The sequence below is a fragment of the Nonomuraea montanisoli genome (genome assembly GCF_013363975.1).
GTDB classification, from domain to species: Bacteria; Actinomycetota; Actinomycetes; order Streptosporangiales; family Streptosporangiaceae; genus Nonomuraea; species Nonomuraea montanisoli.
Genome location: NZ_JABWGN010000007.1, coordinates 430,116 through 456,041, shown reverse-complemented (window position 1 = coordinate 456,041; position 25,926 = coordinate 430,116). Strand labels below are relative to the sequence as shown.

22 protein-coding genes and 1 pseudogene are annotated in these 25,926 nt (G+C 72.1%); 3 read left to right on the top strand and 20 right to left on the bottom strand.

The features are described from left to right. Window positions 1–4: 4 nt before the first annotated feature. On the bottom strand, window positions 5–796 hold the full coding sequence (locus HTZ77_RS20490; protein ID WP_175591217.1) for a hypothetical protein: 792 nt from the start codon (window positions 794–796) through the stop codon (window positions 5–7). 171 nt (window positions 797–967) lie between these two features. Here HTZ77_RS20490 and HTZ77_RS20485 point away from each other — a divergent pair, with 171 nt between their 5' ends. Next, window positions 968–2,125, top strand: coding sequence for an acyltransferase family protein (locus HTZ77_RS20485; RefSeq protein WP_175591216.1), 1,158 nt, complete (start codon window positions 968–970; stop codon window positions 2,123–2,125). Here HTZ77_RS20485 and HTZ77_RS48280 read toward each other — a convergent pair. The 15 genes from HTZ77_RS48280 to HTZ77_RS20410 all read right to left on the bottom strand — a co-directional run bounded on the left by HTZ77_RS48280 (window position 2,062) and on the right by HTZ77_RS20410 (window position 19,552). Further along, the gene (locus tag HTZ77_RS48280; protein ID WP_205302874.1) at window positions 2,062–3,765 is read right to left on the bottom strand and encodes an amylo-alpha-1,6-glucosidase; all 1,704 of its coding nucleotides are present in this window, start codon (window positions 3,763–3,765) and stop codon (window positions 2,062–2,064) included. The genes HTZ77_RS20485 and HTZ77_RS48280 overlap by 64 nt on opposite strands. Beyond that, window positions 3,762–5,699, bottom strand: coding sequence for a glycoside hydrolase family 127 protein (locus HTZ77_RS20475; RefSeq protein WP_175591214.1), 1,938 nt, complete (start codon window positions 5,697–5,699; stop codon window positions 3,762–3,764). Before HTZ77_RS20475 ends, HTZ77_RS48280 begins: the two co-directional genes overlap by 4 nt. Window positions 5,700–5,706: 7 nt before the next feature. Then, window positions 5,707–6,513 carry a carbohydrate ABC transporter permease gene (locus HTZ77_RS20470; protein WP_328808668.1) on the bottom strand — a complete coding sequence of 269 codons (807 nt, stop codon included), beginning with the start codon at window positions 6,511–6,513 and terminating at the stop codon, window positions 5,707–5,709. Next, window positions 6,510–7,466: a carbohydrate ABC transporter permease gene (locus HTZ77_RS20465; protein ID WP_175591213.1), complete on the bottom strand. Its 957-nt coding sequence runs from the start codon at window positions 7,464–7,466 to the stop codon at window positions 6,510–6,512. The genes HTZ77_RS20470 and HTZ77_RS20465 overlap by 4 nt, the downstream gene beginning before the upstream one ends. An 11-nt stretch (window positions 7,467–7,477) precedes the next feature. Beyond that, window positions 7,478–8,749, bottom strand: a complete 1,272-nt coding sequence (locus tag HTZ77_RS20460; RefSeq protein ID WP_328808667.1) for a sugar ABC transporter substrate-binding protein — start codon at window positions 8,747–8,749, stop codon at window positions 7,478–7,480. 68 nt (window positions 8,750–8,817) lie between these two features. Then, window positions 8,818–9,861, bottom strand: coding sequence for a LacI family DNA-binding transcriptional regulator (locus tag HTZ77_RS20455; RefSeq protein ID WP_175591212.1), 1,044 nt, complete (start codon window positions 9,859–9,861; stop codon window positions 8,818–8,820). Window positions 9,862–10,354: 493 nt separating this feature from the next. Next, complete coding sequence (locus tag HTZ77_RS20450; RefSeq protein WP_175591211.1) at window positions 10,355–11,236, bottom strand: glycosyltransferase family 2 protein; 882 nt, start codon at window positions 11,234–11,236, stop codon at window positions 10,355–10,357. Continuing rightward, complete coding sequence (locus HTZ77_RS20445; RefSeq protein ID WP_175591210.1) at window positions 11,236–12,684, bottom strand: oligosaccharide flippase family protein; 1,449 nt, start codon at window positions 12,682–12,684, stop codon at window positions 11,236–11,238. The genes HTZ77_RS20450 and HTZ77_RS20445 overlap by 1 nt, the downstream gene beginning before the upstream one ends. A gap of 26 nt (window positions 12,685–12,710) precedes the next feature. Continuing rightward, entirely contained in the window at window positions 12,711–13,676 is a 966-nt protein-coding gene (locus tag HTZ77_RS20440; RefSeq protein ID WP_175591209.1) for a hypothetical protein, read from the bottom strand. Further along, the gene (locus HTZ77_RS20435) at window positions 13,673–14,929 is read right to left on the bottom strand and encodes a DUF4910 domain-containing protein (protein WP_235994880.1); all 1,257 of its coding nucleotides are present in this window, start codon (window positions 14,927–14,929) and stop codon (window positions 13,673–13,675) included. Before HTZ77_RS20435 ends, HTZ77_RS20440 begins: the two co-directional genes overlap by 4 nt. 56 nt (window positions 14,930–14,985) lie before the next feature. Further along, window positions 14,986–16,005, bottom strand: a complete 1,020-nt coding sequence (locus tag HTZ77_RS20430) for an NAD-dependent epimerase/dehydratase family protein (protein ID WP_175591208.1) — start codon at window positions 16,003–16,005, stop codon at window positions 14,986–14,988. A 2-nt stretch (window positions 16,006–16,007) separates the two neighbouring features. Then, entirely contained in the window at window positions 16,008–16,658 is a 651-nt protein-coding gene (locus HTZ77_RS20425) for a PIG-L deacetylase family protein (protein WP_175591207.1), read from the bottom strand. Beyond that, entirely contained in the window at window positions 16,655–17,431 is a 777-nt protein-coding gene (locus HTZ77_RS20420) for a glycosyltransferase family protein (protein WP_175591206.1), read from the bottom strand. The genes HTZ77_RS20425 and HTZ77_RS20420 overlap by 4 nt, the downstream gene beginning before the upstream one ends. Continuing rightward, entirely contained in the window at window positions 17,428–18,642 is a 1,215-nt protein-coding gene (locus HTZ77_RS20415) for a methyltransferase domain-containing protein (RefSeq protein ID WP_175591205.1), read from the bottom strand. Before HTZ77_RS20415 ends, HTZ77_RS20420 begins: the two co-directional genes overlap by 4 nt. Window position 18,643: 1 nt before the next feature. Continuing rightward, window positions 18,644–19,552, bottom strand: a complete 909-nt coding sequence (locus HTZ77_RS20410; protein WP_175591204.1) for a 2OG-Fe(II) oxygenase family protein — start codon at window positions 19,550–19,552, stop codon at window positions 18,644–18,646. A gap of 58 nt (window positions 19,553–19,610) precedes the next feature. On the opposite strand from HTZ77_RS20410, the gene HTZ77_RS20405 reads away from it, so the two are divergent. Beyond that, complete coding sequence (locus tag HTZ77_RS20405) at window positions 19,611–20,189, top strand: dTDP-4-dehydrorhamnose 3,5-epimerase family protein (protein WP_175591203.1); 579 nt, start codon at window positions 19,611–19,613, stop codon at window positions 20,187–20,189. Here HTZ77_RS20405 and rfbD read toward each other — a convergent pair. Together rfbD and rfbB are read right to left on the bottom strand one after the other, a co-directional pair. Then, window positions 20,171–21,055 (bottom strand): dTDP-4-dehydrorhamnose reductase, encoded by an 885-nt coding sequence (rfbD, locus tag HTZ77_RS20400; RefSeq protein WP_175591202.1) that lies wholly within the window; start codon window positions 21,053–21,055, stop codon window positions 20,171–20,173. The two genes, HTZ77_RS20405 and rfbD, sit on opposite strands and share 19 nt — an antisense overlap. Then, complete coding sequence (gene rfbB / locus HTZ77_RS20395; RefSeq protein WP_175591201.1) at window positions 21,052–21,978, bottom strand: dTDP-glucose 4,6-dehydratase; 927 nt, start codon at window positions 21,976–21,978, stop codon at window positions 21,052–21,054. Before rfbB ends, rfbD begins: the two co-directional genes overlap by 4 nt. 35 nt (window positions 21,979–22,013) lie before the next feature. Between rfbB and HTZ77_RS20390 the strand changes: the two are divergent. Beyond that, a pseudogene (locus tag HTZ77_RS20390) lies at window positions 22,014–23,114 on the top strand (RNA-guided endonuclease InsQ/TnpB family protein). Here HTZ77_RS20390 and HTZ77_RS20385 read toward each other — a convergent pair. Next, complete coding sequence (locus HTZ77_RS20385) at window positions 23,104–24,171, bottom strand: glucose-1-phosphate thymidylyltransferase (RefSeq protein WP_175591199.1); 1,068 nt, start codon at window positions 24,169–24,171, stop codon at window positions 23,104–23,106. The pseudogene HTZ77_RS20390 and the gene HTZ77_RS20385 overlap by 11 nt on opposite strands. A 2-nt stretch (window positions 24,172–24,173) precedes the next feature. After that, entirely contained in the window at window positions 24,174–25,628 is a 1,455-nt protein-coding gene (locus HTZ77_RS20380) for a sugar transferase (protein WP_175591198.1), read from the bottom strand. Between the last annotated feature and the right edge of the window lie 298 nt (window positions 25,629–25,926).

Below are 25,926 nucleotides of genomic sequence, written 5' to 3'. Positions count from 1 at the left end.
GAGGTCAGCGGCCGTTGAGCCGCACCACGTCGATGGGGCCGGTCTCGTCCAGATCCTTGGACGGGCCCGGCCCCGAGCCGTTCCCGCCCGCCTCGGGCGCCTGCGGATCCGGCTCCCCCTCCGCGTCAGGGGCAGGGGTGGGCTCGGGGGCGCGGAGGGACAGCCTGCGGCGCACGACCGCGTACGCGGCCCCGAACCCGGCCACGAGGCCGAGCAGCAGCCCGCCGACGGCGCCCTGGAGCTTGGCCGACCCGTCGGCCTTCGGCCCGAGCCGCACGACGTCCTCGGCCTGGACGAACGTGATCGGGTGCGCCTTCAGCTCGTTCTGCCGGTCCTCCAGCTCCTGGCGCAGCCGCTCCTGGGTGGCCGCCAGGACCTTGGCGGCCGTGGCCGGCGAGTCGCTCTCCACCTGCACGTAGACGAACGGGCCCGTGGTGCCGACGCCGAGCAGCGTCGGGTTGCTGCGGCCGTCGTCGATGGTCAGGTCGGTCGGCCCGTCCTCGGTGACGCCGACGGAGGCGAACACGTCGGAGGTGTTCAGGGCCAGGATGAGGATGCTGGCCGTGGTGCGCAGGTCGTCGGTGAACTGCAGCAGCGGGTTGGTCTGCGCGACGGGCTTGGTGCCGTCGATCGAGCCGCCGCCCGAGGGGGTGACGAGGACCATGGACGCGCTCGTCACATACCGCTCGGGCATCAGGAGGTATCCGGTGAACGCCAGGGCGACGGCGAGGACGGCGACCGGGACGGCGATCAGCTTCTGCCGGGCAAGGCCGAGAATGGTCTTCCAGAATTCCATATATCCCCTGCCCGATACCCACAGCAAGGGGGCGCGATAATCCCCCCGAAAAACCGTTCCAATGAGGCATCGGGCTTTCTCAGCCGCCCGTTACATCCGCTTTGTTACGCGGGCCGGTCCTGAACCGATGAACCTCACGGTGGCCGGGAACCGGCCGGTGCGGGGGTGGGCATGGAACCGGGGGCCGCTGGTTTCCCTGAACGGTCGGCACAACTGGTCCCCGAACGGCCCGCGCGGCTGGGCGGGCTCGACGGCATCCGTGGCCTGGCCGCGCTGTTCGTGGTGCTGCACCACTGCCGGCTGCTGTCCTTCCCCGGCTTCCCCGCCGACACGGGGCCGGTCTGGGCGAGCTGGCTGCTGTACGGGCATGTCGCCGTCGTCGTCTTCATCGCGCTGTCCGGGTTCTCGCTGGCCGTCAAGCCCGCCCGGTCCGGATGGCGGCTCGGCGGCCTGAGGCGCTTCGCGCGCCGCCGCGCCTGGCGGATCCTGCCGCCGTACTGGGCGGCGCTGCTGTTCAGCCTCGCGGTCGCGTGGACGCTGGTGCCGCAGCCGGGCCAGGGACCGCCCACGGCGAAGAGCGTGGTCTTCCACGGCCTGCTCGTCCAGGACCTGTTCGGCTCGCCGAGCCCCAACGGGGCGTTCTGGTCGATCGCCGTCGAGGCGCAGCTCTACTTCGCCCTGCCCCTCCTGCTGCTGGTGGTGCGGCGGCTGGGCGCGGCGGTGATGGTGGCGGCCGTCACCGTGGTCGTGCTGGCGGTGGGCCTGCTGGCCGGCGGGGTGCCCGTGGTGGCGCTGCTGATGCGGCTGACCCCGCAGTTCGCGGTGCTGTTCGCGGTGGGGGTGCTGGCGGCCGGGGTGCTCCGCGCGCCGGTGCGGGCTCCCCTGCACTGGTTCGCCCTGGCCGCGTTCGTCCCCGTGGTCGTCCTCGTCGCCGTGCGCGGTCCGGTCTGGACGGTCGCGCACTTCTTCTGGGTGGATTTGGCCCTCGCCCCGGCCGCCGGGCTGTTCCTGGCGGCCGTGGCGGGCGGCCGGCCGCGGCCGCTGGTGCGCGTGCTCGACAGCCGGCCGCTCCGCTCGCTCGGCTCGTTCTCCTACAGCCTCTACCTGGTCCACGCGCCGATCGTGGTGGCGCTGCACCACTTCGTGGTCGCCCCGCTCCTCGGGCCGGGGGTGGCCGGGTTCCTGGTGCTGCTCGTCCTGGCCGTGCCGGCCTCGGTGCTGTTCGCACGGGGGTTCGCCGCGGTGTTCGAGCTGCCGTTCCAGCGTTACCGCGGGATGGCGGAGCTGCGCGCGGCGACGCGCTCGTGGGCGCCGGCCAGCAGGAGATAGGCGCTGGCCGTCCAGGTGTAGGCGCGGTCGCGCAGCCCAGCCCCGGTGCGGGCGTCGAAGTTCTCCGCGAACCCGGACTTCTCGCACAGGGCCCGGAAGCGCGCGCTGATCTCGTCGGCCAGGCCGGGGTGCCCGGCGCGGCGCAGGCCGTCCTCGATCAGCACGGTCGAGGGCGCCCAGACGGGGCCGCGCCAGTAGCCGTCGTCGCGGTAGTGCTCCGACGTCGGCGGCTCGGTGGCGAGCCCGTACTCCGTCAGGTGCGTCCCGATCCGCGCGGCCAGCGTCGCGCTGACCTGTTCCGGCAGCTCCTCCCCCAGCACGATCGGCATGAGGTCGAGCAGGCTGGAGCCGGACCAGGTGCGGCCCGAGCGCACCCCCCGGGCAACGAACCGGTCGCCGCGCCACAGCTCGGCGAGCATCGCCTCACGCATCCGGTCGGCCGCCGTCGTCCACCGGGCCGCCGCGGGCCGGTCGGCGAGCTCCCCGGCCAGGCGGGCCAGCTCGCGCATCTGCAGCACCAGGAAGGCGGCCAGGTCGGCGGTCTCGACGACCCGCTCGGGGTCGAAGGTGGTGGCGTTGTCCCAGCCGCTGTCGTTGCCGTGCTGGTAGTGCGCCAGCTCGCGGCCCGGGGCGCGCCGGGCGGTCAGCCAGAAGGTCGTCCAGCGCTCCAGCAGCCGGTACGTCTCGGCCGGCTCGCCGGCGGCCGCCGGACCGAGGCGGCGCAGCGCCCAGCCGTGGATGGGCGGCTTGACGAAGTTGTGCAGGACCTCGGAGTGCGCGACCGAGTCGGGCAGCGCGCCGGCGGCGTCCTGGTGGTCGAAGGGCAGCCGGAACTGGTCCCACGCCAGGGCGGGCAGGCCGTCGCCGAGCGCGAGCGCGTTGAAGCAGTGGTCCCAGCTCCACACCTTGTCCATCCAGTGCTTGGACATGAGCACGGCCTGCCGGGTGACGAACCCGGCCGGGCGGACCGTGGCCGACCACAGCACGTACGCCGCGAGCTCGGCCGCCGGGGTGCGGTCGCCGCGCCATGGCGCCACGGCGCCGGCGAAGGCCGCGAACCGGTCGCGCGCCGCCTCGGCCACCTCCGGGAAGCTCGCCCGGTGCGCGTAGGGGGCGCGGGCGGTCTCGTACTCCTCGATGGCGATCTCCCACGCGTCGTCCGGCAGGACCACCCCGCGCTCGGCGGTGCCGAGCGCCTGGTCGCCCAGCGGCTCGGTGCGGCCGCCGAGCGGCGTGACCCGGTAGCGGCGGCCGGTCTGGTAGACGGTGAAGACCGACGAGCCGTCGGTGGGGTCCTGGTAGAAGTACGGGCCGCTGAACGGGGTGAGCACGGGATCGGCGGCGAGCACCCGCAGCCCGAGGCCGCGGCCGCGCACCCGGACGGTGTCCGGGCTCTCGTAGACCAGGTCGATCCGGCCCCCGTCATGCGTCCAGGTGAGCAGGTGCGACGTCGCGGTGACGGCGGCCTCGGCCCGCTCCCGCCCGGCGGTGGGGACGAGCCGCAGGACGGGGTGCATGCCGGTCTGGTGCGACACCAGGTGCACGTCGTCGGCCCAGACGCCCTCGGCCACGACGGGCGAGAAGCCGAACCAGGAGCCGGAGGAGCTGAACGGGATCTCCCGCGGGGAGAAGGAGGTCACGGTCGCGGGGTCCCTTCCGCGGGCAGCCACACGCGCATGCTCGCCGGCCCGCGGTGTGCCCATGAGTGGTACGGCCGGAGCGGCACGTCGAACCGTTCCCCGTCCTCCGCGAGAGGAGCCGGACGGCCGGGGGCGTAGGCCCAGCCGCGACCGATGTGGGCGGGAATCCGGCCGCGCACCCGCGCGCCCCCGCCGTCCGGCTCCGGTCCTGATCCCACGTCGATCACCAGGGCGTCGAGCCCGCCGGGATCGGGCAGGTCGCGCGACTCGGCGCACAGCACCTCCGGGCCGCGCTCGACGGCCACGCAGCCGCGCACGGCGTCGATGCGCGGGTCGGGCCAGGTGAAGCGGGGGCGCATCGGCAGGTCGAGGACGACGACGTCACCGGTCCGGAAGGCCCGCCGGATGGCGAGCGTGCCGGGCTCCACCGGCCGCGTCCGCCCGTCCTCGGTCACGGTCGCGCCGGCCGCCCACGCGGGCACCCGCAGGGAGAGGGTCCAGGGTGAGGACGCGTCCGCCGCGACCCGGACCCGGACGGCGCCGGTGGAGGGGTAGTCCGTCTCGACGTCCACGGCCACCGGCCGCCCGTCCGGCAGCTCGGCGCGGATGGCGCACGGGGCGTACTGGTGGATCTGCAGGCCGTCGTCGTCGGTCGTGGCGAGGTAGCCGGCCAGGCCGGCCAGCGTGCGGGCGACGTTGGTGGGGCAGCAGGAGACCTCGAACCACGCGGCCCGGGTGCCGCCCTCGGCGCGCGGGCTCACCTGCGCCGGGTCGGCCGGCCTGCCCGGGCTGCGCTGGTGGAGGGGGTTGGCGTAGAAGAAGGCCCGCCCGTCGGGGCTCGGGGAGGCGGCGACGACGTTGTAGAGCGTCCGCTCGATCAGATCGGTGTACCGGACGTCGCCCGTGGCCAGGTGGAGCCGCCACGACACCATGATCGAGGCGATGCCCGCGCACGTCTCGCAGTAGGCCCGGTCCGGCGGCAGCTCCCAGTCCTCGCCGAAGCCCTCGTCCTGGTGGCGCGAGCCCATCCCGCCGGTGATGTAGGTCCGGCGCTCGACCGAGCGCTCCCACTGCCGCTCCACCGCGCGCAGCAGCTCGTCGTCGCCGCGTTCGACGGCGACGTCCACCGCCGCGGCCGTCAGGTAGAGCGCCCGCACGGCGTGGCCGCGCCAGACCTCGGCCCGCCGGATCGGGACGTCGTCCTGGAAGTAGGCGCGTCCCAGGGGGATGTCCCGGAGCGTTCCATGGCCGCGGCGGTCGAGGAACAGCCGGGCCTGCTCGACGTAGCGGTCCTCGCCGGTCGCCCGGCCGAACTCGGCCAGGCCCACCTCGATCTCGGGGTGCCCGCAGATCCCGGGCAGGCCGTCCGCGCCGAAGGTCCGGCACACGTGGTCGGCCGCCCGCCGCGCGACGCGCACCAGGTCGTCCTCGCCGGCCGTGCGCAGCCGCGCCACCGCCGCCTGGAGCAGGTGCCCCGTGTTGTACAGCTCGTGCCCCATCTCCAGGTCGCTGTAGCGCGGCTGCTGACCGTCGTGCCCGAAGCACGTGTTGAGGTAGCCGTCGGGGTCCTGCGCCCGGGCCACGCGCGCGGTCAGCCGCTTGATCGCGGCCTCCGCCCCCTGGTCACCGGTACGGCCTGCCTCCCAGGCCAGGGCCTCCAGGAGCTTGTAGACCTCGGAGTCGGAAAACGACCAGCCGGGACGGTCGGGCGAGGTCGTGCCGTCGGCGACGCGGTCGAAGTTGGCGAGCCAGCCGAGGCGTTCCATCCACGACTCGCAGTGGGCCAGCGTGGCCCCGGCGTTCACGCTCTGCCTGCCGCCCCAGAAACCGCCGGTCAGGGAGACCTGGCCGAGCCCGAGGGGGCGTACCGGACCGCTCGTGGGCAGCACGGGGACGGCGCGGGCGGCGGCCGGCGCCTGAGGTGTGATCGTCACTGGTCGTTCAGTCCTTTACTGCGCCGGCGGTGACCCCGGCGGCGATGTAGCGCTGCGCGAGAACGAGGAGGAAGGCGGCGGGGACGGACGCGATCACCGCCGTCGCCATGATCGCGTTCCACTGGGTGGTGTTGTTGCCGATGTAGCGGAAGATGCCGAGCGTGACCGGGATCGTGTCGCTGCTGCGGTTGAGGGTCGAGGCGAAGATGAAGTCCGACCAGGCCCAGAGGAACGCGAACAGCGACACCGTGATCACCGAGTTGCGGCTCAGCGGCAGGACGACGGACCGGAACGTGCGCCAGGTGCCCGCCCCGTCGATCTGCGCCGCGGCCATGATCTCCCGGGGGATGCCCGCCATGAACGCCCGGAACAGCAGCACCGCGAACGGCACGGCCAGCGTCGAGTCGGCGACGATCAGCCCCGCGACGGTGTTCAGCATCCCGAGCCTGATGTAGATCGCGTAGAAGCCCATGGCCATGACGACGGCCGGGATCATCTGCGTGACGAGCAGCAGGAAGTCGATCGCGCCGGTGCCGCGCGGCAGCAGCTTCGCCAGCGCGTACCCGGCGGGCAGGGCCACGAGCAGGGTGAGGGCGACGGTCCCGAGGCCGATGAACAGGCTGGTGGCCAGGGCCGGAAGCTGCTGGCCGAGCGCCGCCGCGTACCCCTCGAACGTGGGGTCCCAGGGGAACCAGTGGGGCGGGTCCGCCCGCATGTCGCCGGTCCTGGTGAGGGAGACGTTGACCATCCAGTAGACCGGGAAGAGCATCACCCCGGTCAGGACGACCCCGACGGCGGTCCTCCATCTGCTCACGAGATTCCCTCCTTCCGCTGCATCCGGACGTGGAGAAGGCCCGCGGCGAAGGCGATGAGGATGAGCAGGTTGCCGACGGCCGCCGCCGGGGAGAAGTCGGGCTGCCCCGTGCCGAACGCCTCGCGGTAGGACCAGATGGCCAGCGTCGCCGACGCGTCCGCGGGCCCTCCCCTGGTCATGATCCAGATGATGTCGACGACCTTGAGCGTGTAGATGAGCCCGAGCAGCAGCGTGATCGCCGACACCGGGCGCAGCAGGGGGAAGGTGATGCGCCAGAACCGCTGCCAGGCGTTCGCCCCGTCCAGGCCGGCGGCCTCGTACAGGGAGGCCGGGATGTTCTGCAGCCCGGCGTACAGGATCACCAGGTTGAACGGGATCCCCAGCCAGATGTTGGCGACGGTGACGGACAGCAGCGCGGTGCCCGGGGAGGTGAGCCAGTTGATCTGGCCGATCCCGAACGCCCGCAGGAAGGCGTTGACGATGCCGTTGTCGCTGTTGAGCATCCACGACCAGGTCGAGGCCGAGACGATCAGCGGCAGCAGCCACGGCACGAGGAACATCGCGCGCAGCACCGCGGACAGGCGGAAGCCGCGCTGGAAGAAGACCGCGAGCGCCAGGCCCAGCGCGTACTGGAAGGCGATGGACACCAGCGTGAACAGGGCCGTGTTGCGCAGCGCCGCGAGGAAGGCGTCGTCCGACAGGACGGCGCGGTAGTTGTCCAGGCCGGTGAACTCGGGGTCGCCCTGGACGAACGCGCGCGGCGTGTAGTCGTGCACGCTGAGCTCGATGTTGCGGTACAGCGGATAGGCGTAGAAGACGAGCAGGTAGACGACGAGCGGCGCGAGGAAGGCGAGGGCCGTCCAGCGCCCGGAGGGCCGGCGGCCGGGGGCGGGGCTCACCTTCGCCGTCGGCCTGCCGCCGGTCGCCACCGCGTCGGTGCGGATGAGTGCCATGGAAGATCCACTCAGCCGCCGACGGCCTGCTTGGCCTTGGCCTGCGCGTCCTTGAGCGCGTCGGCGGGCGCGGCCGAGCCGCTGAGCGCCTTCTGCACCGCCGTCCACAGGGCCTCGGAGATCTTGGGGTACTTGGTGCCGAGGTTGTCGCTCGTGCGGCCCTTGGCCGATCGGACGGCCTCGACCCACGGCTTCAGGCTCGGCTCCTTGGCGAGGATCGCCTGCTGCCCCTCGGCGGTGGACGGGATGTAGTACGCGAACGTCGTGCCCGTCTCGACCAGGCCCTCAGGCGTGGTCATGCACTCGACGATCTTCTTGGTGGCGGTGTAGCGCTTGGTGTCCTTCTGCACCGGGACCGTGATGAACTCGCCGCCCGTGGGGGTGGGGGCGGCACCGCCGTCCTTGGCCGGGATCTGCACGATGCCCGTCGGGAAGCCCGCCTTCGCGGCGCTGTTGATCTGCCAGGTGCCGTTCTCGGCGAAGCCGAACTCGCCGGTCAGGAACTCCTCCCAGGTGGTGTTCTGCGAGTCGCTCATCACCGAGTTGGGGGCCAGGCCGTCCTTGACCCAGGAGTTCCAGAGGCTCAGCCCCTCGGCCGCCTGCGGCGAGTCCAGCTCGGTGAGCTTCGCGCCCGCGCCCCAGAACCACGGCAGGAACTGGAAGGAGCCCTCCTCCGTGCCGATGGCCGCGAAGGTGATCGCCTTCTTGCCCGATGCCTTGACCTTCTTCAGCGCCGCGCCGAGCGAGGCCCAGTCCTTGATCGAGGCGGGATCGACGCCGGCGGCGTCGAGGATCTTCTCGTTGTAGTAGAGGGCCAGCGTGTTCGCCCCGATGGGGATGCCGTAGGTCTTGCCGTCCAGCTCGCCGGCGGCGATGAGGTTCTTGTCGAACCTGGCGGTGTCCAGGCCGAAGTCGTCCATCGTGGCCAGCATCCCCGCGTCCGCGAGGGTGGAGACGGCGGGGTTGTCGAGCAGGATGACGTCGGGGGCGTTGCCCTCCTGGCCCGCGAGCAGGGCCTGGTTGGTCAGCGCCGTGGTGTCGTAGGCGGTGCGCTTGATGGTGACGCCGGCCTGCTTGCCGCAGGTGTCCACCCGCTTGGCCCAGGCGGAGGAGGCGTCGTGCTGCGGGTACGGGTCCCACCACGTGTAGGTGTTCGCGTCGGCGGCCGGCGCGGCGGCGTCGCCACCGGGGGTGGGCGCGGACGCGCACGCGGTCAGGGCGGCCAGGCTCAGGAGGGCGGTTCCGAAGGCCGCCGCGCGGGCGGGGAACGATGGACGAGTCACCCGAATCCTCCAGGTGTTAGCGCTAACAAACGAGCGCCGTCGAATGGTTCTGTGGGGTGCGCCCGGTTCTAGCGGGCGGGCGTACGCGGGCGGGGATCCCGCGGCGGCGTGGTGCTGCCGCGGGACACGAGCTCGGGCGAGATGAAGCGCACGACGAAGGGCTCGCGGCGGGCCGTCGCCGACTCCACGCGGCGCACGAGCTGGCGCACCGCCATGGAGCCGAGACGGTCGGGCGCGCTCTCGACGAACGAATAGGGCAGGGAGAAGGCCGCGGCGAACTCCGCGGAGTAGCGCCCGATGACCGACAGGTCCTCGGGCACCCGCAGCCCTCGCTCGTGGGCGACGGAGGGCAGCGCCGCGGCGGCCGCCTCGTTGTTGATCAGCAGGCCGGTGGCCGACGGGTAGGTGTCCAGCAGCGTGTGGAGCAGGCGCCCGACGGCCGGCTGCCGGGACTCGCCGTACACGGTGTGCAGGGTGACGCCGCACTGGCGCGCCCGCTCCAGCGCGGCGTCCCTGAGGCGCCACACGTACGCGCCGCCCCGCTCGACCACGTGCTCCGGTTGCGAGATCAGGATCAGCTCGCGGTGGCCGAGCCGGTGGAGGTGGTCCACCATGGCCCGTCCGGCCTCCTCGAAGTCGAGGTCGAACACGTCGATCCCCGAGCAGTCGCCCGGCAGGCCGACCGTGGCGCCCGGTTGGGGCGCGGCCCGCAGGATCGGCAGCCTCGGGTCGTCCTGCGCGATGTTCATCAGGACGACGCCGTCCACCATGCGGGAGTCGGTGATGCGCCGCAGCGCCCGTGCCCCGTCCTCGTCGGTGACCAGCAGCGTGTCGTAGCCCAGGTCGCGGGCGGTGTCGGTGACGCCCTGGATGTACTGCATCATCGCGGGCGCGAACTCGTCCGTGTAGAAGCGGGCGAGCAGACCGAGGACCTTGGTCCTGGACGTGGCCAGCGCCCGCGCGCCGGCGTTCGGCGTGTAGGCGAGCGCCTCGGCCGCGGCCAGCACGCGCCGGCGCACCTCCTCCGAGATGGGCCGCTTGCCCGACAGCGCGTACGACGCCGTGCTGCGGCTGACGCCCGCCTCCCGGGCCACGTCCCCGATCGTCGCCATTCTCACCTCCTTGGTCGTCGAACCGGTTCGACATTGACGACTGCCTGACTCCCGTACCGCCTGCCGGATGCCTGGGCGAAGGCGCCGTTGTCGTCGGCGTTCGCAGGCCACAGCGAGCCGGGGCGCGGCACCGTCCCGGACGGGGGCCGCCTGCGAACCTTCGGAACAGGCGAACCGGTTCAACGATGTGCTCGACTGTCGCCCAGGCTCGGATCCGCGTCAAGGGCGCGTCACGCCCGATACCGAATCGTGACATGTCGGTGAACGGAAGGCGCAACTCCCCCGCAGCTCACCCGCTGCCGGAGCATTGACGGGCCGCGGCGCCGCCGCGTAACCTGCGCGAAACCCGCGTTGCGCCGCCGGTCATTCCCGGATCAGTCTGTTAACGCTCACATCACATGGTGGACAGGGACGGCACTCCCTCCCGCAGGACGATCACCCAGGGAAGTCGTTGATGACACCGACGAGCATCACCAGGGCACGGTGGCGCCCTTCAGCGGGAGGTGACCAGACCGGCGAGCTTGCGTCCGCGCCGGACGGCGACCGTGCCGTGCCGGCGCACGTACATCCGCGCCACCAGCGCGCGGCCCCTGCGGCGCTGGGCGGAGGTCAGCTCGACCTCGCCCAGCGCCCGCAGCAGCTCCCTGCACTGGATCAGCGTGGAGACGCGCACGTGCCAGGCCGGCGCGCCGAGCTTGCGGGCGATGTCGGCCAGGCGCTGCGGCTCCCAGTCGCGGCCCGCCAGCACCTCGGGCACGTGCCCCCACGGGCCGGCCAGCGCCATGCGGGCGGCGAAGATCTCGTCCTCCCGCAGCAGGGCGGGCCCTCGGTTGACGGCCATGACCCGGGTGCGGCGCATCAGCGCGTAGAGCGGGTCCATGGCGAACGGGTCCTCGTTGAGCATGCGCAGCGACTCGGCGAAGCGGTCCACGGGGTCGTCGGACAGGTAGCCGGTCCCCGTGTACGGCGCCGTCCGCGTCGTGCCGTCGGGGCCGGTGTACGCCTGCTGGGTGGTCACCAGGAGCAGCCGCTCGTCGCGGGCGAAGACCTCCAGGCAGCGGGAGACGTAGTCGGGCGCCAGCCAGTTGTCGTCGCCGGCCCACCGGTAGAACGCGCCTCGCGAGCGGCGGATGGCGTCGCTGAAGTTGGGGAGCTGCCCGATGTTGCGCGGCTGGCGGTGGTAGACGACCCGCGCGTCGGTGGCGGCCCAGTCGCGGCAGACCTCCTCGGTGCGGTCGGTGGAGGCGTTGTCGCAGATGACCAGCTCGATGTTGCGGTGGTCCTGGGCGAGGACCGAGGTGATCGTCTTCTCCACCCGGTCGGCGCCGTTGTAGACGGGCAGCCCCACGGAGACCAGCGTGTCGTCGAATGCCATCAGGCGCTCCTTCTCACCAGTTTGTGCATCGCGGTGCCCGGCACCGCGACCAGGACGAACAGCAGCAGCCCGGCGCCCCCGGCGACGGCCAGCCGCACGAGCGCGGGACCGCCGGCGGTCAGCCCGTCCAGGACGAGCATCAGCGCCCCCGCGGCGACCGCCGCCGCGGCGGGCCGGACGAGCGCGGGCAGCGCGGGCGTCACCCGGACGCCCACCCGGTGCAGGAGGAACAGCGCGAAGGGGACCGCGACCAGCGCGGCGACCAGCGCGTGCGCGACGGCGGCGCCCCTGATGCCGCCGAGGTGCGCCCCGGCCACCAGCGCGGGCAGCAGCGCGGCGGCCCACACGAGGTTGAGCCAGACCGTCGTCCTGGTGGCGCCCAGCCCGGTCAGGATGTCCACGGCCAGGAACGAGATGAGCATCCGCACCACCATGAGCACGGCCAGCCAGCGCAGCACGCCCGCCGAGAAGTCCCACCGCTCGCCGTACAGGAACGAGACGAGCGGGTGGGCGAGGACGGCCATGACCAGCGCGGGCGGCAGCACGAAGGTCACCATCACCGGCACGGACCTGCGCACGCCCTCCGACAGCGCCGCCGGGTCCTCGGCGAGGCGGGAGAAGCTGGGTAAGGAGACGTAGCGCAGCGCCGTGCCGATGATCCCCGGCACCCAGCTCGACACGTTGAACGCCAGCAGGTAGTAGCCGAGCTGCTCGGCCCCGAGCACGTTGCCGACCACGACGTAGTCGGCGTTCATGAGCACGGCCTCCAGCCCGAACCCGAGCGCCGAGGGGATGCCGAAGCGCAGCAGCCGGCCCGCCACCTCCCGGTCCAGGCCGAGCCGGACCGGGACCCAGCCCCAGACGAAGATCAGCACCCCGGTCACCACGGAGGCGGCGACCTGGCCCCAGGCGAAGCTGTAGGCGCCCGCCCCGCGCAGCGCCAGCGTGATCGCCACGGCCGCGTTCGCCACGAACCCGATCATGATGGCGCGGGTCAGCTTGTCCTGGTCGAAGCGGCGCAGCAGCGCGGCGCTGCGGACCGCGGTGAACGCCTCGATGAGGATGATCGAGGTGAGCAGGCGGACCACGCCCGTGGCGTCCTCGTTGCCGGCCATCCGGGCGAAGACCGGGGCGAACCCCCAGAAGAGGCCGTACAGGCCGGTGGCGAAGACGAAGCTCAGCACCGTGGCCGTCGGCGCCATGTCCTCCAGGCGGCCCCGCCACTGCACGGTGGCCGCCTGGATGCCCACGTCCTTGACGTGCATGACGAGCTGCGTCGCCGCCAGCGCCACGGCGTAGGTGCCGAAGTCGTCGGCCGCGAGCACGCGCGCGAGCACCAGTCCCATCGCGAACGACCCGGCCCTCGTGACGAGGTTGCCGAGGATGCTCCAGCGCAGCCCACGCCCGGCCTGGGCGCCGATCTCCTCGACGCGCTGTGTCTCGTCCATCCGTGCCTTTCCGATGGGGGGTGCCGTCAGGGGGTCACGCGTTCGAGCCAGATCTCCCGCCAGAACGGCACGAACTCGCGCGGGCAGTTGAGGCTGTGCACCCCCTGGCACACCACGTTCTCCAGCGTGATGCAGGGGGACTTCATCGTGAGCATGCGTCCGGAGCGCTCGTCGATGCACCGCTCGACCCGGGCCTGGACGCGCACCACCTTGCCGCAGTAGCGCGCCATCTCCTCCTCGAAGCCGAGGCCGCGGTTGAGCATGTCCTCGTTGAGGGTGGCGAGGATCTCGTCCTGCGACTTGACCCGGACGAGCTCGCCGGGCTTGAGGTCGAGGGCGCCGGTGGGCGTGCGCCCGCGCAGTCCCGGCCGCAGGAATCCCCACCTGCGGCCCTCGCGGAACCACAGCTTCTCCGGCAGGAGGCGCTTGCTGGCCGCCTGGAGCCGGTTGAAGATCCCGATGAGCAGGGCGTGGGCCGTGCGGGAGGCTCCCACGTTGCCGGAGCGCACGTCGGTGACGTACTGGCCGAGGCTGCGCACCGGCAGGCAGACCGGGGCCGCGCGCAGCAGCTCGGTGGCCTGGCAGGCGTAGTGCTCCGCCGAGTCGGGCTTGCGGATGTTGATCTCCAGCAGCGGCAGGAGCCGTCCGTCGCGCGCGGCCGGCGCCTCCGGGAACGCCTCGCCGCCGCTCCCGACCCGCTTCAGCCACGCCTCCTTCCAGTACAGCGAGCAGGCCGTCTGGCAGCCGCCGTGTGCGGCGCCGTCGCAGCGCGCCCCCGCCAGGTGGACCGCGCGCTCCATGCGGCGCAGCCCGCTGCGGGTCTGCGTGTCGCACAGTTTGTGCGCGACCTTGTGGACGGTCATCCGGCGGCCGCAGAACGCCAGCATCTCCGGCATGAACGGCAGCCCGTCGAGCTCGCCGCGCTCGTCCAGCGTGGCGAGGATCTCGGCTTCGCCGCGTACCTCCACCACGTCTCCGACCCTGAGGTTCAACCGATCTCCTTCACCAGTCCGGCAGTGGCCAGCGCCCGCGCGGCGGTCTCGACCGCCTCGAAGGGCAGCGCTGATCGTTCGGCGATGTCGAGCAGGCTGTGGTCCCCGTCGGACAGGTTCAACACCCATAACATCGCCATCTGAGCCTGTTTCGTGTCACTTCTCCCGCCGAGAGATCCGTAGAGTCCGCGCCGGCCGAGCTGCGGCTCGCCGTACGGGCTGAGGTTGAGGTAGGTGCGCTCGCCCTCCAGGACCCCGACCACCCGCCACAGGACGTCCAGGGTGTCGGCCATGGCCTCCGGCGTGACGAAGCCGGGGTCGTCGGCCGAGGTGTGGTACTCGGGGTAGCCCGCGTACGGGGTGCGGGTGAGGCCCCCGAACGGCAGGTTGAAGCCCGGGGAGCAGAACTGCCGCTCGTCGTAGCCGTACGGCGAGAAGTCCAGCACGGTGTGCGGCCGGTCCCCGAGCACGTGGGTGACGGCCCGGTCGATGCCGGCGTCGCCGCGCCTGCTGCGCTTGTACGTCAGCGGCCCCCGGTCGCCCGCGCAGGCCAGCGTGAGCCCGTGCCGGACGAGGCCGACGCGGTCCCGGTTGAGCGCCAGCCAGGTGATCGCGCCGATCGTGCCCGGCATGAACAGGAACCGGTAGGTGTGGCGGCGCGTCGGCATCGCGGCCAGCCGGCCGGCCAGGGCCGTGGCCACCGCGACGCCGGCCAGGTTGTCGTTGGCCAGCGACGGGTGGCAGACGTGGCAGGAGATCACGACCTCGTCGGGCAGCTCGCCGGGCAGCACGTGCTCGGCGATGGTCAGCGACCCGTCGGCGAGCGTGGAGTCGACGCGCACCTCGTACGGCCCCTCGCCGAGCCCGTCCAGGACGTCCTGGCTGAGGCAGAAGCCCCACGTCTCGGCGTAGTAGCTGGTGCGGTAGGGCACCAGGGACGGCTGCTCCGGCAGCGTGTGCAGGCGCGGGCGCAGCTCCTCCAGCGTGAACACGCCGGAGACCGGCACGCTGTAGCCGACGACGTGCAGGTTGGAGGCGCGGAAGTCGACGACCCGGCGCCCGGAGGGGTCCTTGACGTAGGCGTCGCGGATGTTCCACTCCTTGGGCACCGTCCAGTCGAGCACCTGCGTGCCCGTCGGCACCTCGGTCACGTCGAGCGCCAGCCGCTCACCGATGACGGCGAGGGTCTGCCGGACGCCGTCGCCGGTGATGCTGCGGCAGATCGGGTACAGCCGCTCCACCAAAGCGTGCATCTCTTCAGGCGTCATGGGCTCGGCCGTCGCGGGCTCGGGCGTCGTGGGCTCCGGTGTCATGGGCGGAGCTCGGCGGAGATCTCGCCCGCGTCGCGGCGGTCCGACAGGCGGGCCAGGCGCGTGTAGCGGCGCTCGAAGGCGTGCCGGGTCAGCCCGTGCGTGCGGTAGGCGTCCACCAGCTCGGCCGCGCCCTCCTTGACGGTCCAGCGGGCCTCGTAGCCGGGCAGCGCCTGCCGCACCCGGGAGAAGTCCACCCGGTACGAGCGCGGGTCGCTGCCGGTCTCGCCGGTGATGACCAGCGTGGAGCCGGGCACCGCCTCGACGACCTCGGCCGCGATCTCGGCGACCGTCACGTTGTTGCGCTCGGTTCCCACGTTGAAGGCCCGCACGTGGACGGCCTCGCGGGGCGCGGTGAGCGCGCGCAGGAACGCCTCGGCGATGTCCCGGGCGTGGACCAGGGGCCGCCACGGGGTGCCGTCGGACAGCACCCGCACCTGGCCGCTGAGGTGGGCGTGGCCCACCAGGTTGTTGAGCACGATGTCGGCGCGCGGCCGGGGCGAGTAGCCGAAGGCGGTGGCGTTGCGCAGGAACACCGGCGAGAAGTCGTCGTCGGCCAGCTCCACCAGGTCGTCCTCCACGCGGACCTTCGACTCCGCGTACGGCGTGACGGGCCGCAGCGGGGCGTCCTCGTCCACCAGGTCGTCGCCGCCGGAGGCGCCGTAGACCGAGCAGGTGGAGGCGTACAGGAACCGTTTCGCCCCGGCGTCCCTGGCCAGGCGGGCCAGCCGTACGGACGCGTGGTGGTTGATGGCGTAGGTCAGCTCGGGCGCCAGCGACCCGAGCGGGTCGTTCGACAGCGCCGCGAGGTGGACGACGGCGTCCACGCCGTCGAGCAGCTCCGGCGTCACGTCGCGCAGGTCCACGGCGTGGGCGGGCGGTTCTTCCGGCAGGGGCCCGAGCACGCAGTCGGCGAACAGCCCCGAGTCGAGGCCGACCACCTGGTGCCCCGCGCCGCGCAGCACGGGGGCCATGACGCTGCCCAGGTAGCCCTGGTGGCCGGTCAGCAGGATCCGCACAGTCAGTCTCCAGCCAGGTCGAGGGTGAGCTTGCGGGTGTGGAACGCCTCGGCGTAGCGGGCGCCGCACTCGACGCCGCGCACGCGGGCCAGCCCGAGGAACGCCTCCCGGTCGTACCAGGACCGCCGCCGCTGCGACGGGTAGTGCCGCTCCAGCAGGTCGGCCTTGGCCTCGGCCGTGCCCGGCTCCAGCGGCTGGTAGACCGAGGGGCGGCCGAGGTCGCCGTCCCACTTGACGATCTCGTAGCCGAGCGTGAGGTGGTCGCGGTAGACGGTGGGCACCAACTCGGCCAGGCCGCGGTGGTCCTGGTGCGCGTCGCCCTGCCACGGGGCGAGGATCAGGTCGGGGCTCGTCTCCGCCCGCAGGTCCTCCAGCGTGTCCTTGGCCTGCTCCCAGTACGACGGCAGCCGCCCGTCGGGGATCTTGAGCACGGTGACGGCCAGGTCGGCGCCGGGGCAGAACGCGCCCAGCGCGGCCCGCTCCTCGTCCTCCCGCTCGGTGCCGCCCCCCGACAGCACGAGCGCGTCCACCCGCACACCGGGCCGGGCCGCGCAGAGCGTCAGCAGCGTGCCGCCCGCGCCGATGGCGATGTCGTCGCAGTGCGCGCCCAGCGCGAGGACCCGGGCCAGCGCGCCCGGCCGGAGGCCGATCATGCTTCCCACAGGGCCCACGGCCGCTCGCCCCGCTCCCAGGAGCGGTCGAGCTCCAGCCGCTGGTTGACGGTGTCGCTGGGCCGCCAGTAGCCGCGGTGCCGGTAGGCCAGCAGCCGGCCGCGCTTGGCCAGCTCGGCGCAGCCGTCGGCCACCAGGTCGCCGTTCTCCGGGATGTGGTCGAAGACCTCCTGCCGCAGCACGAAGAAACCGCCGTTGACCCAGAGCGGCATCGCGCTGACCGGGGTGATGGCGCCGACGACGTTCGCCTCGGTGACGTCCACCACGTGGAAGGTGTTGGTGGGCGGGACGACCATCATCGACGCGCCCGCGTCGGCGGCGGTGAAGCGGCGGATCATGTCGGTCAGCGGCGCGTCGGTCAGCACGTCGGCGTAGTTGGCCAGGAAGATCTCCTCGCCGTCGAGATGGTCGCGCACCCGGCGCAGCCGCTCGCCGATGGGCGAGTCGACGCCCGTGTCCACCAGGGAGATCGACCAGCCGGAGATGTCGGTGGACAGCAGCTCCACGCGGCCGTCGCGCAGCACGAAGTCGTTGGAGGCCGTCTCGCGGTAGCCGAGGAAGAAGTCCTTGATGTGCTGGGCGCCGTAGCCCAGGCACAGGATGAACTCCTTGTGCCCGAAATGCGCGTAGTAGCGCATCACATGCCAGACCAGCGGGCGCGGCCCGACGAGCTGCATGGGCTTGGGCAGATCACCGCCGGGGATCTCGCTGCGCATCCGGGTGCCCCGCCCGCCGCAGAACAGCACGACCTTCATGACACCACCTCCAGCTCGGGGATCGGGAAGACCAGCCGGCCGCCCCACTCGCGGACGTAGGAGAGCTGCTCGACCAGCTCGTCGCGCAGGTTCCACGGCAGCACCAGCACGTAGTCCGGCCGGTCGGCGGCGATCCGCTCCGGCGGCAGCACCGGGATGCGCGAGCCCGGCGTGAACCGGCCGTGCTTGTACGGGTTGCGGTCCACGGTGTACGGCAGCAGGTCGGGCCGGATGCCGCAGTGGTTGAGCAGCGTGTTGCCCTTGCCCGGGGCGCCGTATCCGGCGACCGTGTGCCCGGCCTCCGCCGCGTCCACGAGGAAGCGCAGCAGGTCGCGCCGGACCTTCGCCACGCGCGCCGCGAAGTCGTGATAGCCGGACAGCTCGTGCAGCCCGGCGGCCTTTTCCATGGCCAGCACGTCGGCCACCCGGTGGGAGGGCGTGGCCGACGGGTCCGGCACCGCCCACAGCCGGATCGAGCCGCCGTGCGTGGGCAGCAGCTCCACGTCCACCAGCGTCAGGCCGCCGCTCGCCAGCGCCCTGCGGGCCGAGGCGACCGTGTAGTACTGGAAGTGCTCGTGGTAGATCGTGTCCCACTGGTTGAGCTCCATGAGCGTCAGCAGGTGCTGCACCTCGATGGAGACCCGCCCGTGGTCGGCCACCAGGGCGCGCAGGCCCCGGGTGAAGCCGATGACGTCGGGGATGTGGGCGTACACGTTGTTGGCGACGACCAGGTCGGCCGGGCCGTGCTCCTCGCGGACGCGGCGGCCGGTCTCCTCCGTGAGGAACGCGGTGAGCGTGGGCACCCCGGCGTCCCGCGCGGCCTGGCCGACGTTGGCCGACGGCTCGATGCCGAGGCAGCGCACACCGCCCTCGACCACGTGGCGCAGCAGGTAGCCGTCGTTGCTGGCCACCTCCACGACGAACGCGCCGGGCCGGAGATCCTGCTCCTTCACGAAGCTCCGCGCGTGCTCCACCCACGAGGTGGAGTAGGAGGAGAAGTACGCGTACTCGGTGAACGTCTGCTCGGGCGTGATGAGCGGCGGGAGCTGCGCCAGCCAGCACTCCGTGCAGACCCGCAGGTGCAGCGGGAAGGTCGTCTCGGGCTCGTCGAGCTGGTCGGCGGTCAGGAACGACTCGCACGGCGGCGTCGCGCCGAGGTCCACGACCCCGGCCAGGCTGGTGGAGCCGCACAGGCGGCAGGCGGCGGCCACGTCAGCGCACCCCGGCCAGGGCCGCGGCCTCGGCCTCGGTCTCGTAGGCCGCCGCGAGCTCCTCCGGCATCCGCGCCAGGTCGCCGCACCGGGTGAAGTCGCGCAGCGTGGTGCCCGTGCAGCGGGCGTCCACGTTCGGCGCCCCCCGGCGCTCGCGCACGTCCCCCACGTGCACGGTGCGGAAGTCGATGCTGAAGCGGGTCCGGCCGGAGGTGTTGGGCACCGTCGAGTGCAGGTGGGCGCCGGAGAACATGAGCACGCCGCCCGGCTCGGGCACGACCCGGATCTGCGGGTCGAGGTCGATCGCCTCCTCCGGCCGGGGCTGCACGCGGGTGTCGGTGCGCACGTGCTCGGCGGCGGACCGCCGGCTCGTCCGGTTCCACTCGCCGTAGTCGTAGGCCGCGCTGCCGTTGCGCACCGGCGTGTCGAAGTAGCGGGGGTGGAAGGCCATCACGTTCTCCGCCACCACGCCGAAGACCGGGATCCACCAGTTGACCTGGTTGAACGGGGCGGAGTACCAGCAGTCGCGGTGCGGGTGGAAGGCGTAGGAGATGCCCGAGACCAGGTAGTCGTCGGAGGTGGAGGTGCGTAAGCGGGGCACGTCGAAGTACGTCAGCGACGGATCGCAGCCGCGCTCCTCGATCAGCGCGGGCACCAGCTCCTTGCAGCGCGGATGGTGGATGAAGCGCGGCTTCAGCTCGGCCAGCAGCCGGGCGAAGTCCTCCACGGGCATGTCGTGCTGCGCGGTCTCCGGGTCGAGCGGGCCGAACGCGTCGGAGACCAGCTCCCGGGCGAAGCCCACCAGCTCCGTGGCCGCCGGCGTGGCGGAGTAGACGAACAGGTCACCCCGGAACAGCAGCTCGCGGCGCCGGTCGTCGGTCGCCGTGCTGTTGGAGAGGACGGCCGTCATGTGAGGATCCCTTTCTCGTGGTCTAGGTGCTGGGGCCGGACCGTGGCATCCTGCGATCATGGATGCCCTCTCGGTCGAAGGGGCGTGGCTGCACGCGCCGCGTGTCCACGCCGACCTCCGCGGCTCGTTCTTCGAGGCGTTCCGCACGGCGGGGCTGCCGCACCCGCTGGAGGCCGCGCAGGTCAACTGCTCGGTCTCGCGCCGGGGCGTGGTCCGCGGCGTGCACTTCGCGGCCGTGCCGCCCGGCCAGGCCAAGTACGTGCTGTGCGTGGCCGGCGCCGTGCTCGACGTGGTGGTGGACCTGCGCACCGGCTCGCCCGGGTTCGGCCGCTGGGACGCGGTGCGGATGGACGACGAGACGCCCCGGGCCATGCTCATCTCCGAGGGGCTCGGCCACGCGTTCATGGCGCTGAGCGAGCGGGCCACGGTCGTCTACCTGTGCTCGCAGCCGTACAACCCGGGGCGCGAGCACGCCGTCCACCCCTTCGACCCCGCGCTCGGGATCGACTGGCCGGGCGAGGCGGAGCCGGTGCTGTCGGAGAAGGACGCCGCGGCGCCCACCCTCGCGCAGGCGGAGGCCGCGGGACTGCTGCCGGACTACGAGGAGTGCGCAAAGTTCTACGCCACGCTGCACTGAGGACCCGCCTCCCCCACCTGGGCCGGGGTCCTCGGCAGCTCCCCGGTCAGCGTCGGCCACGCGGCGCGCAGCGCGTCGCGCCAGTGGCGGATCGGCGCGCACCGGGTGTGGGCGAGCACGCTGTTGCCCGGCCGGGCCGCCGGGCGGGGGTAGGCGGTGCTCGGCACCGGGCGCACCAGCCCGGGATCGGCCCCGCACAGGGCGTACACCTCCCGGGCCAGGCCCCACCAGGTCGTCTCCCCCGAGCTGGTGCCGTGATAGACGCCGGGCGGCAGCCCGGAGCGGGCCAGCCGCAGCACGAAGGCGGCCAGGTCGGCGGCCCACGTCGGCTGGCCGCGCTGGTCGTCCACCACGTCCGGGGCCGCGCCGGCGCGGGCCAGGCGGGTCATCGTGCGCACGAAGTTGGGGCCCGCCGCGCCGTACAGCCAGGCGGTGCGCACCACGTGATGCCCCCGCTCCAGCGCGGCGCGCTCCCCGGCGAGCTTGGTGCGGCCGTAGGCGTTCAGCGGGCAGGTCGGCGCGTCCTCCGGGTACGGCTCACGGCTCGTTCCGTCGAAGACGTAGTCGGTGGAGATGTGCACCAGCCGGGCCCCGGCCGCCGAGCAGGCGTCGGCCAGCGCCGCGACCGCGTGCCCGTTGACCTCCAGCGCCTCGGCCTCGTGCGTCTCGGCGTCGTCCACGGCCGTCCAGCCGGCGCAGTTGACGACGACGGCGGGACGGCAGGCGGTCACCATGTCGCGCACCGCGCGCCGGTCGGTCACGTCCAGCTCGGAGCGGCCCAGCGGCAGCGCCGGCTCACCCGAGGCCACGGCCGCGCGTAACACGTCGGCGGCGAGCATGCCGCCGCCCGTGATCAACCACCTCACGCGCCCTCCCACCAGTCGCGGTTGGCGGCGTACCACTCGACGGTCTCCTTGAGCCCCTGGTCGAACGGGACGCGCGGGCGGTAGCCGAGGGCCCGCAGCCGCGTGTCGTCCAGCGAGTAGCGGCGGTCGTGGCCCTTGCGGTCGGCGACCGGCTCCACCATGTCCCAGCCGGCGCCGCACGCCTCCAGCAGGCGCCCGGTCAGCTCGCGGTTGGTCAGCTCGGCGGTGCCCGCGACGTGGTAGACCTCGCCCCGCTCGCCCTTCTCCGCGACCAGGTCGATGCCGGCGCAGTGGTCCTCGGCGTGGATCCAGTCGCGCACGTTCAGCCCGTCGCCGTAGAGCGGTACCTTCCGGCCGCGCAGCAGGTTGGTGACGAACAGCGGGATGATCTTCTCGGGGTACTGCCGGGGGCCGTAGTTGTTGCCGCACCGGGTGATCGACACGTTCAGGCCGTGGGTGACGGCGTACGCGCGGGCGATCAGGTCGCCGCCCGCCTTGGACGCGGCGTACGGGGAACGCGGCTGGAGCGGCGCGGACTCGTCCCAGGAGCCGCTGTCGATCGTGCCGTACACCTCGTCGGTCGAGACGTGCACGACCCGCGGCACGCCGGCGTCGAGGCACGCCTGCATCAGGGTCTGCGTGCCCATGACGTTGGTGCGGACGAACTCGGCGGCGCCCTCGATCGAGCGGTCCACGTGCGACTCGGCGGCGAAGTTCACCACCAGGTCGTTACCCGGCACCACCTCGGCGAGCAGGCCGGCGTCGCACACGTCGCCGTGGACGAACGTGTGCCGCGCGCCGTCCAGGTTGGCCCGCCGGCCCGCGTACGTCAGCTTGTCCAGCACGGTCACGTCGTCGCCGCCGTGCGAGCGGACGAAGTGCGAGCCGATGAAACCGGCCCCGCCGGTGACGAGGATTCTCATCGGTCACCTCTGGATGGTTTGCGAGACTGTGGGCCGTGGCGCAGATCGCGAAACGGACCTACAGGTACCGCTTCCATCCGACCGTGGAGCAGGCCGATGAGCTCGCCAGGACCTTCGGCTGTGTCCGGTTGGTCTACAACCGGGCACTCGAAGAGCGGACCCGCGTCTACACGCTGGAAGGCCGGCGCGTCTCCTACACCGAGTCCTCGGCGGCGCTCACCCGGTGGAAGAAGACGCCCGAGCTGGCGTTCCTCGGTGCGGTGTCGTCGGTGCCGTTGCAGCAGGCGCTGCGCCACCTCCAGGCCGCTTTCGCGAACTTCTTCGCCAGGCGGGCCCGGTATCCGGCGTTCAAGTCGCGTAAGCGGTCGCGGCTGAGCGCCGAGTACACCCGTTCCGCGTTCCGCTGGCGCGACGGCCGGCTGACGTTGGCGAAGATGGACGCGCCGCTGGAGATCGTGTGGTCGCGTCCGCTGCCGGAGGGGGCCGAGCCGTCCACCGTGACCGTGTCGAGAGACGCGGTCGGCCGGTGGTTCGTGTGCATCCTGGTGGAGGAGACGATCCGCCCGCTGGAGCCGATCACGAACGTGGTCGGGGTGGACGCCGGGATCATCGCCCTGATGACGCTGTCGACCGGGGAGAAGGTCGCCAACCCGCGGCATGAGCGGCGCGACCGGCGTACTCGGCTCGTCCGTGAGAACCAAACGGTCGTGATCGAGGACCTCGCTGTCCGCAACCTGGTCAAGAACCGGCGTGTCGCCCGCGCGATCAGCGATGCGTCCTGGCGGCAGATGCGGTCGATGCTGGAGTACAAGGCGGCCTGGTACGGGCGGGAGTTGGTCGTGATCGACCGCTGGTTCCCCTCCTCCAAGCTGTGCTCGGCGTGCGGCGCCTTGCGAGGCGAGATGCCGCTGGACGTCCGCGACTGGCGATGCGCCTGCGGCGCCCGCCACGACCGCGACGTCAACGCCGCCGAGAACATCCTCGCCGCCGGGCCGGCGGAGAGGTGAAACGCCTGTGGAGCTGGTGTAGGACCTCAACGGAGACCTCCGAGCGGGCAACCGGCAGAGAAGCAGGAACCTCGACCGGCGACGGTCGGAATCCCTTCTCTTGAGGAAGTGGATGAAGTCAAGAGCTGATCTGCACCTTGCTGTGATCGCCCAGCACGAGGCGGTGGGCTCGGGGAGAGGCGGACGCGGGCGTCACCTCGACGTCGTGGCCGATGAGCGACGACTCGATCCGGCTGACGCCGCGGATGGAGCTGCGGGGTAACACGATCGAGTACTCGATCTCGGCGCGTTCGATGACGCAGTCCGCCCCGATGGAGGTGAACGGGCCGACGTAGCCGTCCTCGACGCGGGCGCCCGGGCCGATGACGGCCGGGCCGACCACGCGGGAGCGGGCCACCACGGCGCCCGGCTCGACGACGACCCGGCCGATCAGCTCGCTGGCCGCGTCGACCGAGCCACTGATCCGCGGCTCCAGCGACTCCAGGACCAGGCGGTTGACCTCCAGCATGTCGGTGACGTTGCCGGTGTCCTTCCAGTAGCCGGAGATCACCGAGGACTCCACGGGCAGGCCGGTCTCGATCAGCCACTGGATCGCGTCGGTGATCTCCAGCTCGCCCCGCCAGGACGGCTTGAGCTCGGCCACCGCCTCGTGCACGGCCGGGGTGAACAGGTAGACGCCGACCAGCGCGAGGTCGCTCTTGGGCCGGGCCGGCTTCTCCTCCAGGCCGACGACCCGGCCGGAGGCGTCGAGCTCGGCGACGCCGAACTGGCGCGGGTCGCTGACCTTCGTCAGCATGATCTGCGCCGCGGGCCGTTCGCGGGCGAAGCGGCGTACGAGGCCGTCGATGCCGCCGACGATGAAGTTGTCGCCGAGGTACATGACGAAGTCGTCGTCGCCCAGGTAGTCGCGGGCGATGAGCACGCCGTGCGCCAGCCCGAGCGGCGCCTCCTGGCGCAGGTAGGTCACCTCCAGCCCGAACGCCGAGCCGTCGCCGACGGCCGCCTCGATCTCCGCCTGGGTGTCGCCGACGACCAGGCCCACCTCCCGGATGCCGGTCTCCGCGATCGCCTCCAGGCCGTAGAACAGCACCGGTTTGTTGGCGACGGGGACGAGTTGCTTGGCGGAGGTGTGGGTGATGGGCCTGAGCCGGGTGCCCGCCCCTCCGGCGAGCACGAGTGCTTTCACCGCTAGTAAGCCCCTTCTCCGCGGGTGACGACGGACCAGGTCTTCCACAGGATCTGCAGGTCGAGGACGAGCGACCAGTTCTCCACGTACCGCAGGTCAAGTCGGACGGATTCCTCCCAGGTTAGGGTGGAACGTCCGCTTACCTGCCACAGTCCGGTCATGCCCGGCTTGACCACGAGCCTGCGGCGCACGTCCGCGCCGTACTGCGCGACCTCCTCCGGCAGCGGCGGGCGCGGGCCGACGAGCGACATCTCGCCGCGGACCACGTTGAGCAGTTGCGGGAGCTCGTCGATGGAGTACCGGCGCAGGTAGGCGCCCACGCGGGTGATCCTTGGATCGTTCCGTATCTTGAACAGCACGCCGTCCAGCTCGTTGTCCTGGAGGAGCGACTGCTTGAGCCGCTCCGCATCCACCACCATGGTCCGAAATTTCACGACACGGAATTCTCTGCCGCCCCTCCCGACGCGGGTCTGGTAGAACAGCGCCGGCCCGGGGCTGGTCAGGCGGACCAGCAGCACGATCGCGGCCAGCGGCACCGCCATGACCAGCAGCGCAAGGCCCGCCACGCACCGGTCGAACACGCTCTTGACCACCTGCTTGGCGCCGTCGAACTCGGGATGCTCCACGTGCAGCAGCGGCATCCCCGCCACCGGCCTGATGCTGATGCGCGGGCCGGCCACGTCCATCAGCGCCGGGGCGACGAACAGGTCGGTCCGCTCGGTCTCCAGGCTCCACGCCAGCCTGCGCAGCGCCACGCCGTCCATCTCGGGGCAGGTCAGCACCGCGACCGCGTCCGCGCCGACCCGCGCCACCGCCTCCGACACCTCGCCGAAGGAGCCCAGGACGGGGATGCCTTCGAGGTCGTCGTCCACGCGGTCGGGCGGCAGGCACGCTCCAACGACGCGCATGCCGTGGTGCGGCTGACCCCTGAACTGCATCACCAGGTCGAGGATCGCCTCGCGGTGCCCGACCGCGACCACCTGGCGCAGGTATTCGCCGACCGCCCGGCGGCGGTGCAGGCGTTTGCGCATTCTGTAGCGGAAGTACAGCGTGGACAGCAGCGCCAGCGGAAGCATCGCCATGACGAAACTCCGCGCGACCGCCGTCTGCGTGGCGTAGGCGCCGATGGCCACGGCCGCCATCAGTGCCGCCCCGCCGTTGAAGACCGCCCTGAACTCCTCCATTCCCTCGCCGTGCGCGCGTTCCCGGTACGCGCCGCCCATCAGCAGCGCGACGGGCCAGGCGACGACCAGCCCGACGCCGAGCGCGTACTCGGCGACCGGGATGAACGCGCCGTACAGGAGCCGCACTCCCAGCACGCACACACACGCGCCGAGCGCGCAGGCGACGTCACCTCCCCAAAGGATCCGCAGGTACGCCCGCGTCCAGATGCTCGACGCATGGTGCGGAACGGCCTCGAGGAGCGCGACATCGGACTCCCCAATCCCCACCCTCATAACACCACCCTGCAACTCTGTGCACCGCTTTACCCTGACGTTCTCCGTACACTTCCGGATGAGCTGTCTCGTTAGTACACATCAAGGGCGGCGACCCCCACTAAAGAGTAAAGATCAATTCCGCAGTGGGGAATAACGACATATGTCCACAAGTGGACGCCGTTTGCGGCGTTCGAGGGGTTGACGACCAGATCAGTCCGTGTCAGTACGCCGTGGGGTAAATTGCGATATTCAACGATTTAAAACGGCAATTACGGCGTAGTTACGGGCGGACCGCCAGTGGGCGATCTGGGGGGAT

What these genes read in the sequence shown, in the direction of transcription:
- HTZ77_RS20485 (WP_175591216.1), top strand. Translation starts at nt 968, where the DNA reads ATGGAACCGGGGGCCGCTGGTTTCCCTGAACGGTCGGCACAACTGGTC.
- HTZ77_RS20410 (WP_175591204.1), bottom strand. Translation starts at nt 19,552, where the DNA reads ATGACGGCCGTCCTCTCCAACAGCACGGCGACCGACGACCGGCGCCGC.
- HTZ77_RS20450 (WP_175591211.1), bottom strand. Translation starts at nt 11,236, where the DNA reads ATGGCATTCGACGACACGCTGGTCTCCGTGGGGCTGCCCGTCTACAAC.
- HTZ77_RS20420 (WP_175591206.1), bottom strand. Translation starts at nt 17,431, where the DNA reads ATGAAGGTCGTGCTGTTCTGCGGCGGGCGGGGCACCCGGATGCGCAGC.
- HTZ77_RS20490 (WP_175591217.1), bottom strand. Translation starts at nt 796, where the DNA reads ATGGAATTCTGGAAGACCATTCTCGGCCTTGCCCGGCAGAAGCTGATC.
- HTZ77_RS20455 (WP_175591212.1), bottom strand. Translation starts at nt 9,861, where the DNA reads ATGGCGACGATCGGGGACGTGGCCCGGGAGGCGGGCGTCAGCCGCAGC.
- HTZ77_RS20425 (WP_175591207.1), bottom strand. Translation starts at nt 16,658, where the DNA reads ATGATCGGCCTCCGGCCGGGCGCGCTGGCCCGGGTCCTCGCGCTGGGC.
- HTZ77_RS20465 (WP_175591213.1), bottom strand. Translation starts at nt 7,466, where the DNA reads ATGGCACTCATCCGCACCGACGCGGTGGCGACCGGCGGCAGGCCGACG.
- HTZ77_RS20435 (WP_235994880.1), bottom strand. Translation starts at nt 14,929, where the DNA reads ATGCACGCTTTGGTGGAGCGGCTGTACCCGATCTGCCGCAGCATCACC.
- HTZ77_RS20405 (WP_175591203.1), top strand. Translation starts at nt 19,611, where the DNA reads ATGGATGCCCTCTCGGTCGAAGGGGCGTGGCTGCACGCGCCGCGTGTC.
- HTZ77_RS20445 (WP_175591210.1), bottom strand. Translation starts at nt 12,684, where the DNA reads ATGGACGAGACACAGCGCGTCGAGGAGATCGGCGCCCAGGCCGGGCGT.
- HTZ77_RS20380 (WP_175591198.1), bottom strand. Translation starts at nt 25,628, where the DNA reads ATGAGGGTGGGGATTGGGGAGTCCGATGTCGCGCTCCTCGAGGCCGTT.
- rfbB (WP_175591201.1), bottom strand. Translation starts at nt 21,978, where the DNA reads ATGAGAATCCTCGTCACCGGCGGGGCCGGTTTCATCGGCTCGCACTTC.